The sequence below is a fragment of the Rufibacter glacialis genome (assembly GCF_008271745.1).
Lineage (GTDB): Bacteria > Bacteroidota > Bacteroidia > Cytophagales > Hymenobacteraceae > Nibribacter > Nibribacter glacialis.
Map to the genome: position 1 here is coordinate 142,191 of NZ_VKKZ01000010.1, position 11,648 is coordinate 153,838.

3 protein-coding genes are annotated in these 11,648 nt (G+C 50.0%); 1 reads left to right on the forward strand and 2 read right to left on the reverse strand.

All coding sequences use genetic code 11. The annotated features are described in order from the left end of the window. Positions 1-24: 24 nt before the first annotated feature. Positions 25-5,523 (forward strand): phosphodiester glycosidase family protein, encoded by a 5,499-nt coding sequence (locus FOE74_RS01515; protein ID WP_149096842.1) that lies wholly within the window; start codon positions 25-27, stop codon positions 5,521-5,523. Between the two features lie 355 nt (positions 5,524-5,878). Here the strand turns inward: FOE74_RS01515 and FOE74_RS01520 are convergent, their stop codons facing one another. Beyond that, complete coding sequence (locus FOE74_RS01520; RefSeq protein ID WP_149096843.1) at positions 5,879-7,369, reverse strand: SusD/RagB family nutrient-binding outer membrane lipoprotein; 1,491 nt, start codon at positions 7,367-7,369, stop codon at positions 5,879-5,881. An 11-nt stretch (positions 7,370-7,380) separates the two neighbouring features. Beyond that, positions 7,381-10,533 carry a SusC/RagA family TonB-linked outer membrane protein gene (locus FOE74_RS01525; RefSeq protein WP_149096844.1) on the reverse strand — a complete coding sequence of 1,051 codons (3,153 nt, stop codon included), beginning with the start codon at positions 10,531-10,533 and terminating at the stop codon, positions 7,381-7,383. Positions 10,534-11,648 lie beyond the last annotated feature (1,115 nt).

Below are 11,648 nucleotides of genomic sequence, written 5' to 3' on the forward strand. Positions count from 1 at the left end.
CCCTATAACTTAACCAAATTGCCCATGACAAAACGTGTACTTTCCCTGAAAGTCCAGTTGGTGCTTTTGGCGGGGCTGCTCCTCCTATGGACCCAGCCTCTCTATGCCCAATACACCTGGACCCAGCCCGCCCACCTCAATGCCGGGCTTCCCCCCTCCGTAAAAGTATTCTACTCAGAGACTCCTGCCGCCCCGGGGGTGGTGCCTCTCAAGATGTACTATGCCCTGGTAGACCTGAATGACCCTAACATGGAATTCAAGTCTGTCTATGGCGGCGGCACCGGAGCCGGTTCCGGCAAAACCCCAGATGCCTGGGCGGCCTTAGAAAAAGACCCGGTTTACGCAGTCATCAATGGGGGGTTCTTCAATACCACCACCTATGAAGCGCTTGGTGCAGCGGTGCAGGACGGAAAGATCCTGGCCATCAACGCCAAATCCAGCGGCGGCAATTATCCAACCCGCAGCGCCTTCGGGATTTTGCCCGGTAACATCGCAGACATCGCCTGGATCTACCACGTGGGGGCAGAGAATACCATGTACCAATACCCCAACCCCAACCCGGTCAGCCAGCTTACCACCCGGCCCACGGCTACGTACCCCGCGGGTGCCGAACGGTGGCCCGCCTCTACCGCCATTGGGGCCGGACCGGTCCTGGTGCACAACGGCGTGAAACGCATGACCAAAGATGAGGAGCTCATGTGGGCCAGCGGCGATAACCGCGAGCCACGCACCGCCATTGGCCGTACCGCAGACAACAAAGTGATTCTGATGGTGGTGGAAGGCCGCAATGATGGCATCAGTGCCGGCCTCACCTTGCCGCAGATGGCCGATGTGCTGGTCAGCATCGGGGCCCAGGAAGCCATGAACCTGGACGGGGGAGGTTCTTCGGCCATGACGGTGAACGGGAAATGGACCATTAGGCCCTCTGATGCCGGCTTGCAGCGGCCCGTGCCTACGGCTTTAGTCCTGAAGCGCCGCACCCACCTGTATGACACCGACAATTCTGCCTTGTATGCGGAATGGGGCGGTACCTGGACAGAGTCTGCCAGTACCGGCTTCTACGGGACTTCCAAAGCCCGGATAATCGCCACCGGGAATGGCTCCGCCATGGCGTCTTACAAATTGAAAGGAATCTCGGCGGGCCGGTACCAGGTAAGTGCCTGGTGGGTAGCCGCCAGTAACCGAAGCACCAACACTCCTTATATTATATATAGAACCGGCGGTGGCACGCCAGACACGGTGCGGGTGAATCAGACCGTGAACGGCAGTAAGTTCAACTTGTTGGGTACTTTTGACCTGGGCCCCAATGACTCCGTGGTGATCAGTAACCAGGCCTCAGGGCAGTTTGTGACCGCTGATGCCCTCTCATTGGTAAAAGTAGGGGAGAGTCTGCCCGCCATAGCTATCTCCACCGGAACCGAACGAGAGGAGGTAGTACAAGACCGCAGCAGTTCCTTTGATTTGCTGCTTACCAGCCCTAACTCTGGGTTCACGGTGCAAAAACTGCGTGTTTTCAAGAAAATAGGCGAGAATCAGGAACAGCAGGTTGGTGCAGACATTGCCTTGAACGGTGGGTACAGCCACACCTATCAGTTCAACTATTTGGCGTCTGATCCCTTAGGACCCGTTTATTTCCGGTTTGAGCTGGAAGACAGCTTCGGACGTACTGTCTCCAAGAACTTTGTCTACCGGGTGGTGTCTTCCACCCAGGTGGTGTTCAAAGAAGGCAAAGAAGCGGGTCGTCACCCCATCGGGCAGCCGTTTACGCTGGATTTGAGCCTGGAAACCCGCGTACCGAACATCAACCTAAAGGAGCTGAAAGTATTCAAGGCGGTAAACGGCGGTGCTGAACAGCAATTAGGGAGCACCCTGGCCCTGAACGCCCAACCGCAGCAAGATTATACTTTCACTCACCAATTAGAAGACGCGGTCAATAGCAAGGTGAATTTCCGGTTTGAGGTAACCGATGAGCGCAACACCAGCGCCAGCCGCACCTACCAACTGAAAGTGATGCCCGCCCGCGGCGATTTCCGTCTGGCGGTGATCAGTGATCTGAACTCTGGTTTCGGGTCTGTGACCTATGAATGGCAGGTAGACAGCATCATGCAACGTATTCCGCGCCTCTGGCAACCCGACATGGTGGTAGCCGGAGGGGACATGATTGCCGGGCAGTCGGCCTCTTTGAACGCCACCCAGGTAGCCAACATGTGGAACGGGTTTGACAACAAAGTGGCCAAGCCCCTGCGGGAGGCGGGTATTCCGTTTGCCTTTACCATGGGCAACCATGACGCTGCCGCGGGCATGCCCGTAGACCGCCAGGAAGCCCTCAACTACTGGCGGAAACCCGGTAATTTTCCTAACTGGCATCCGGTAGATACGACCAACTATCCGTTCTACTTCTCTTACAAACCCACGGCTACCTCAGACATCTTCTTTGTGTCATGGGAAGCCAGCAGCGCCACTATCAGCAATTCCCAACTGGAGTGGGTGCGGGCGCAGTTCAGCAGTCCGGCTGCCAAAGCCGCTAAGTTCCGTTTTCTGGTAGGCCATTTGCCTTTGTATGGCGTGGCTCAGGAGTATAACTCCGCCGGAAACATCCTGAACAATGCCGCCAACCTGCAGGCCATGCTGGAAGAGCTGAAGGTGCATACCTACATCAGCGGTCACCACCACGCCTATTACCCGGGCAAGCACGGAGGCGTGGAATTCATGAATGCCGGGGCTGCCGGTTCCGGTCCGCGTAAATACCTGGGGTATGATGCCGTGGCACCCAATACCGTTACCCTGATGGACGTGTTCCTGGAGCAGGATACCATTGTGTATACCACTTTTGAGATCAAGCACCCAGACGCGGATGCCATGCCGGTGTTCCAGGAGAAGAGCCTGCCGGAAGTGATTGTAGGCGCCAACGGGCACCTGATCAGACGTGACGTGCCCATCAGCGGAGCCGGGGTAGGAACCCTTTCTTCGTACAACAAACTAAAGACTACCGTTGGTCAGGCCACTGGTACGGTAGAGGCCGTGGAAGTAGGCAATGACATCAGAATCGTGGGTTCTTTCAGTGGCTTGAATGGCGCGGTTCTGCCAGAGCGGAATGCCGTAGCCTTGTACCAGGGGCTGTACCCGGAAGAAGGTGCTCTGAAGCTCGCCTTGAAAGTTGAGTCTACGGATGGCCGCTCCGGCACCTTTACCGGAAGCCTACCCGCTAATTACGCCGTGAAAGAGCTTATGAGCATGGGAGCCTTCTATGTGCTCATCAAAACCGATTCTCTGCCAGGGGGCGAAGTGCGCACCCAACTCTACAAGCCTACCAACGCTGGCCCCGCGGCGGGCCTGATCACGTCACATGACGCCAGCAAGGTGTATCCAGTGCGCGACATCAAAGGCTTCTTCTCCGTGAAATGGAACGCAGAGGCAGATGCCGAAAGAAACACCGTAACCAACACCTACCAGGTAGCCAAAGATGCCCAGTTCACCCAGTTGCTGCTGCACAAGCCGGTTGGTCTCAATTCAGAATACAGCGTGCCGCAGGAAGAATGGTTCGCCCTGCTGGGCAACGCTCCGGTGGGCCAGGCCATGACCTTCTACCATCGGGTGATTTCCACGGATGGCAAAACCGTGACTATGAGCACGCCGGTAGCCTTGCAACTTTCTAAAAGCGATGCCCCCATCACCGGGCCAATTGAGATACCGGCCCCTGGGTTTGTGTATGACTGCCGCGTGAAAGACCCAGACGGGAACTGTATTGGTGCTTTTGCCACTGCCCCTACCACCAATGCTCATGGTGTTACGGTTGACAGAAAAGGTAAAGTATGGTCGGCTGGTTATAGCCGGGGTGTGCGGGTGCATAACCCAGATGCCACCAAGTGGGAGTTCACCAGCAATAAACTGGAATTCTACCTGGGAGATAAATCCTATCTGCACTTCATCAACTTCAATGGGTTCAGAGACGAAGTGCGGTTGGTGACGGGCCTTGGCCTGGCGCACGATGGCAACATTCTGGTTGCGTTCAACACCATCCTCTACAAACTGGACGCCAACACCGGTGAGCCATTGGCTCGGATTGATACCGATATTTCCCTTACCAATCCTGCCGCGGCGGACAACGGGAACATCTTTGTGACCTCCGTGACGGGTAACAAGAGCTACCTCTTCCGGCAGAGCACCACGGATCCTGCCACTTTTGAAACCGTGGCCACTTTGGTGAATGCGACTGCCTTGTCAGCCCGTACCTCCGGTTCTGTGGCCCGGGCGTCGGCTATCTCCCCTGAAGGAGACAAGATATACGTGCCGTATATCTCGGGGAACAAGATTGACAAGTACACCAGCACCGACGGCATTACCTGGAAACTGGAAGAAAGCATCAAGATTGTTTCCAATTCCAAGTCTATCTATGCCGCCAGCCATAACCGCATGTATGCCGTGGTAGACGCCAGCGGAGACCAACCGGCCAAACTTATCTTCCGTGATGACAGCAACCCGGCTCAGAAGCTCTCCTGGACGCTTCCGTTGCCTGAGATCCACGGCACTGACCTGCGCGGGCTCACTCTAAGCCCCGGTTTGGATACGGCTTACATTGTTTCCTCTGCTGTAGGGAACGTATACCGCTATGTGTTGCCCTCTGGCAAAAGCACCGAAGAGAAGCCAAGAGAACTGCGGGAGTACACCATCGCCCAGGCTAGAGAGCTGAACTCCAATGGAACAGAGGCTCACTTGGGAGAATTTGTGCTTCTCCGGGGAGTGGTAGCCAGCCCTGCGCTGTCCAAGGCCTTCTTAGATGTGTCGTTGGTAGATGGGGGCAAGGCCGTGCAGTTGTTCCGGACTCTTAAAGGAACCAGAACTTTTGCCCCGCAACTAGGGGACAGCGTTGCGGCCATTGGCGTACTGCGGGACTACAACGGTTTGCTTCGGGTAGAGGTAGATTCCCTGTTCTTATTGCAGGCCAACCGTCCGTTGCCGCTTCAGGCCACGGTGACCTCCATAGGCGAGGAATTGGAGTCTCAGCCGGTAACCATCCATCAGGCCTTTGTGGTAGACAAAAGCCAGTGGACTACCGGGCAAGGATATCTTGGCTTTGAGGTTATGCTGGAGACAACCGCTGGTGTGGTGAAGATGTTCGTTCCCAGTACGTCAGCGTTGTATAACCAGCCCGCCCCCAGCGGTATGCTTAAACTGGAAGCGGTAGTGCGTCAGTACCAAGAGTCTGCCCCGTATACCTCAGGCTACTACCTGGTTCCTTTGCGGTTCAAATCTGAAATAGGCCCCAAAAACGACAAAGATGCCCTTTCTGTGAAGGTGTACCCCGTTCCCACTACCACGGGTATTGTGTATGTAGAATTACCAACCTCTGTGGTGAAAGGCGCCTCTATCCAGGTGATGGATATGTTCGGTAGGATTCTGCTGGTGAAAGAGCATGTTACTGGTAAAACCGAACTAGATCTCTCGCAGCAGCGGCCAGGTACTTATCTGGTGGTGGTTACTACCAAAGACGGCCGCACCGTTCACCGGGTTATGAAGGAGTAGAACCTTTAAACATTTCCGTTTTAAGCGTTTTTTTGCATAATCAAGCCTAAAACAAAAGGGGGACCTGCTGGGGCCTCCTTTTGTTTTAAGCTCAGTAGTAGAATTCCTTCTTGTGGTAAATTATTGAAGATCAAGGCAAGTGCTTTGGCCTTACGCCTCCGGACCGGATAACGAAGTATGGAGACCCTTAGTAGCCCTATATGGAAAAGAGGAGCAGTGAAAGTATTGCAGGATTATCCTGAGGTAAGGATTGGGAGCAAACGGTTCGCCTGAAGATAAAACCTGGGGAATAGGTAAAAAAAGAAGCCTCTCCAGGCAGGAAAGGCTTCTTTTCTAAATAGTAGCGTTAAAAGACTTATTGTCTGGTATCCCAGAATACACGAACCTTCATGTCAGGCTTTTGTTTGAAGCTAGGGTTGGAGTTGGTCTCTGCTTCTGGGTAGTACAATGATCTGGGAATATAATCTGTAGCGGCAACGGTAGTAGGAACTGGGGTAATTGCCGGGAATCCGGTTCTTCTCCAGTCATTCCATGGCTCCAGGGCTACGCCGTAGTTGGCAATATATTTCTCCTTGATGATCTGCTGCAAGGGATTCACAGCAGGCAACGGATTAGCCAGAATATAAGCCTCTTGCGCAGCGGTGGCCACACCGGCAGCCGTCATAGACGCTCTGATACCGGCCTGGTAGAAAGGAAGTGCAGCGGCAACTCCTGCTCCAAAGCGCAAAGCGTGTTCTGCTCTAATGAAGTTGTACTCCGCAAAAGTTAACATTCTGATAGGTGCACTTCCAGAATAGCCGTTGTTATAAGCAGAGTTAGCCGGAATTGCTCCTGCCGCATTGGCTGTTGGGGTTCCCGTAAAACTACCACGTAAGTAGGTGTGCAAACGTGAATAGTTGATAGATTCTGGGTCTCCCGCGGCAGCGCCTTTATAATTACCAGAGCCCAAAGGAAACTCAGTAAAATAGGAAGCTCTGCGTGGATCAGAGTTGCTATTCATCAAATCTACCAGGTATTTGTTTGGGAAGGTATAGTTAAGGCGGCTCACCTCAAATTGATGGATCGGGTTTTGAGCGGCTGTTGCAATACCAAATGCCATCTCAAAATTGTCTGCGTTTGAGGCCATGAAAGGCCCTCCAGTTGCTATCAGCGCATCCATCTGAGCCTTCGCAAATGCAGGATCCTTCTCGCTGTACTTCAAGTACAAGCGTAGCTTAAGAGTGTTGGCAAATTTCTCCCACTTAGCCAAATCTCCACGGTAGATGGTTTCATTTGTGCTAGGTTTGAATACCGAGGTTGGGGCCTTGATCTCTGCTATCCCTTCATTTATCATTTTGAAAAGCTCTGGGTAGATGGCTGCATCATCATCAACCTTAGGAGTCAGATTACTCACGCCTTTCAAAGCTTCAGTGAAAGGAACATCTCCCCAGACATCTACCACTTGGGCAAACGTGTATGCTTTCAAGATTTTGGCTACTCCTGAGTAATGAGGGCTTCCTGTGCTGTTATCAATTACATATTGGATATCCGGTAACGCTACCGCATAAAAGGCATTGTACAGGTTGTTCAGGTCAGAAGGTTGGATCAGGTACCGTTGATACTCTCTGGTCTGGATAGTGGGGCCCGCCTGGCCAGAGAACTGTTGCATGATCAAAGAAGTGAAGCGGTGTAAGTCACTGCCGTTTCTAAAACCAGTGTTCACAGTGGCATTGGTCAATACTTGAGCAATAGGAGCCTCTGTTGGGCTATTTGGATTCTTGTTGACATCCAAAAATTCTTCACATGAACTAAGTGACAGCATAACGGCCGCCATCATGCCCGCAGTTATATGTTTTAATCTCTTCATATTCGTCTAAATTAAAGCGTGATTCTTAAGAATGCTCCGTAAGATCTGGTGTTAGGCAGACCATTGAACTCAAAACCCTGTGCGTTACTTGCCCCCAGCGTATTGTTCTCTGGATCTAAGTGCGGGAAGTTAGGAGCCCACAGCAACAGGTTTCTTCCGTTCAATCCTACTTCTAATCTGCCAAATGGAGTTTTCTCCAACAATGTAGAAGGAATGGCATAGCTCAATGAGGCTTCTCTTAAGCGTACAGCAGTAGCATCGTAGACATAGCTTTCACCTGCAGTATGCAAAGAAGTAAAGTAACGCTCTGTGGTGATGGGAACGTTAACGGAAGCACCATCAGACTTCACCCCGGTGTACATGTATGGTTTGGCCAAAGTCCCGTCGGCATTGAAACGGTCAGATTTGGCTGATTCTGCCAGAACGCCGCTTCTTCTCAAGTCACCAAGGTTACGTGAATACACATCTCCACCTTTCCTGACAGAGATCAAGAAGTTAAGGTTGATGCCTTTGAAATTTAAGTTGTTGGTGATACCGCCCGTCCAGTCAGGGTTGGTGTCACCAATCTTCTTAGACAATGGATCAAGGGAAGGCTCTCCAGTAGTTGGGTTAAGAATCAACTCACCTTTGTCATTTCTAAGGAAAACAGAACCATACATGACACCATACGGCTGTCCAGCCTCAAGACGAATGTTTGGCGTAGTAAAACCTGCTAAGATGATGTTTGGCACCCCCTGGGCTAGCTCTAACACTTCAGATCTGTTTCTGTTGAAGTTGAAGCTCATGTCCCAGCTGAAGTTAGGGGTTTTAAGGGGCGTCACATTCAATAGAAGCTCAATACCTTTGTTTCTAAGTGAGCCTGCATTCCTGGTTTGGGTAGTGAATCCAGAAGAAGAGGATACCGGCACAGCGAAGATTAGATCCTTAGACTCGGTCTCATATAAGTTGAATTCAAACCCTAAACGGTTTTTAAAGAACTGCATCTCAAGACCTACCTCTTTTGAGGTGGTGAACTCAGGGCGTAGGGCAGGGTCAACAGTTGCGTTGCTGAGCGTTCTGCCACCCAAATTACTATAGGGGAAAACAATGGAAGGGCCAAAGCCATCTGAGGCGCCAGCATTCACAAAATAGGTGTCTAGAGAATACACGGGAGCTTCCTTGCCTACTTTGGCGTAGTTACCTTTAACTTTGGCAAACTCTACCACGTCATTTTTCAAGGCTGGGAAAGCCTCTGTTAATACAAAGCTCAAAGCTGCAGATGGATAGAAATAAGAGTTCTCGGCCTCACTGAAAGTAGAAGAGAAGTCGTTTCTGCCGGTCATGTTCAAGGTGACAAAGCCTTTATACCCAAAGGTCACATCAGCGAAAACACCCACTAATCTGTTTTGGAACCTTGCATTAGAACCAGTCTGCACAGATGCATTGGAAATGTTTCTGTAGTTTCTGATGCCCAATGATTTACCAATGGTGTTCACATCATTAGAAGAGCCAATTACTATTTCATTTCCTAGGTTGAAGCTAAGGTCAAAGTCTGGGTTGATATCATACCGGCCCGCCAAGATAAAGTTAGAGTTGATGTTGGTATTGGTATAGCTTCTGTCATAGATACCACCTGTGCCATTTGCACTGGTATTGGCGGCGCCACGAGCACCTATCTGGTCATATCCTTGTTCTACCTGGTTGTAGGTATCTACCCCAAGTCTATAATTGGCATCTAACCAAGAGGTAAGCTTGTAACTCAGGTTCACATTCCCAATCACGCGGTTTATTTCGTCATTGTAGGTATTATTGGCAATCGTCCAGTATGGATTATCTACCGCATCAAAGTAAATCTGATTGCCGGCCGCATCCTCCGTAGGAAAACCGGTCAGATTTATATTTCTAGGAATAAACCAACCTCTAAAGAAAGGGTTAGATAACTGGTTTCCTTGCTGTGTGCGCTGTGATTCGGAGTTGATATACTGCACACTTACGCCTGAGGTGAGCTTTGACGTAATGTCAGCGGAGCCGTTGAACGTGAAGTTGTGTCTCTGCAGCTCATTGTTGTCTAACACTCCAGTTTCTTTGGTGTTACCATAAGACAAACGGTATTTAGAGGATTCTCCACCACCGCTTAAGGCTATGGTGTTCTGGAAATTGCTTCCTCTTTTAAATATGTCTTTGATATTGTCAGGGTAAGCTGCCAGTTGCTCTTGCTCCCCTCTAAAGTTGGTGACAGTCTGGCCTGTGATACGTGGGCCCCAAGATACGTTGCTAGTGGGCGTGAAAATTGACCGCATATAGTTGGGGTTTGCAACCCCATTTATAGTCTCCCGATAGTCTCCCGCACCCTGAGCATACTCATTTTGCCAGTCCGGGAAGCGGTTCACTTCTACCATGTTGTAAGAAGTGTTGTACTCAATAGCAGCCTTTTGCCCAGTTTTTCCTTTTTTGGTAGTGATAATCACAGCCCCGGAAGCGGCACGTGAACCATACAGTGCCGCAGCTGCAGGGCCTTTCAGGATGTTGATAGATTCAATATCATCCTGGTTCAAGTCAATAGCACGGTTAGAGTTGGCAACCCCATTTTGGAGTGCGTTCACCCCACCGCCATTGTCAACCGGAACCCCATCAATGACAAAGAGAGGCTGGTTGCTACCAGTGAAAGTGGTGTTACCTCTAATAAAGATACCAGAAGAAGCACCCACCATTCCACTTGCGCTGGAAACGTTCACCCCGGCTACCTTACCAGACAAGGCGTTTACCACGTTGGTTGGTCTACCAATAGTCAGTTCTTCCGCATTTACGGTTCCTACGGAATACCCCAAGTCTTTTTTCTCCCGCTGGATACCCATAGCAGTTACTACTACTTCATTTAGTTGGCGAGCATCGGTAGCCAACCTTACATTAATCGTAGACTGCGACCCAACGTTGATTTCTTGGTTTGAATACCCAATAAAAGTAAAAACCAAAGTTCCGCCAGAAGCAGGCACCGTAAGGGAGTAACTTCCGTTCACATCGGTAGGTGTGGCAGTACTGGTTCCTTTGAGTTGAACTGTCACCCCAGGCATTGTCTCTCCTGTGGCGGCGTCTGTCACCCGTCCTGTTACCGTTCGTCCTTGAGCCCACGCTTGCCCGGCAAGCGTCAGCATCAGCACGAAGCTGAATAGTAAAGATTTCATCATGTGTTTGTTGGTTGGTTAGTGGATAGATTTGTATGCCTAAATATATATGTAAAAAAATGTCGTACAAGCGTTTGACTTTCTTCGCCTTATAAAGGCATCAAGACATGTAACTTACTTTTATTAGGAATTGATAGAGATTAGATAGTGAAATTGAAATTTTAATCAACCGTTGGAGAAAACTCCTAGTGAATTTTTAAAAAAAGGGGAGATATGGCCTGAAAAAATATTTATTGGTTCCAGAAGAATTATTCTCCTAACTGACTGGAGCTAAGCTTATACTTGCTGGAGCTAAGCTTATACTTGATAAATGAAAATAATAATAGTTGTGAAGGAATAGGAAGGTAAAAGGCGAAGTTATTCCCTCTTGTCACTTTAGATATGGATTAAGAATTTCAACAGTGTGGAATGGTGTGGATCTCTTTACCTTTCAGTGCTTACTTTTCAAGGAGTGGAGCAAATCAAAATTTTAAGACCAGTAAGTGATGCCAATGAAGGGGCAAATGGAAGGAGGAAAGTAAGCTAGTGGCAGAAGCCCGTGTATTTCTACCTATCCAGCCTTGCCGCGCTATTCCATCTATAACAGTAGCCAATATCAATTCTGTCCATGGTCTGTTGAGACCGAATTTGAGCAAACGTCCTTCCTGATTTTTGGATGAGGCGAACCCCGTTTCTATTTCTCCTTCCCTCGTGAACATCCTGAAACAACCCCAAGCAAGCGGCAGAGGAATAGCCAGCAAATGAGGCTTCTTGTTAGGGCATGGACAATCATCTTTTGCCTTCCTTTTATAAAAGGACTCCAAAATCGCATTCCAGCGCAGTTCGGGTTTTAATGCTTTTTCCTTTCTTCCAAGGGTATTCTTTATTTATTTCCGCCACGCGGAGGTTCTCATTCCGATGGTTTGATTTCATTTTCCTAGCCCTTGCAAAAAGACCTGAGATAGAGAGCAGCCCTCAGATGCCTTAGAACTTCTAAGAAGTTTTGCTTTAGGTACTGCCCGGAGATGGTTAATCTTTTGTTAAGCTTTTTCAGGATGTCTCTCCGTTTCTTAATGTTCTCATAAGGTTGATTAAACATTAGGGTAACCCCAGCACCCTAGCTTTGCACCAGAATCTAA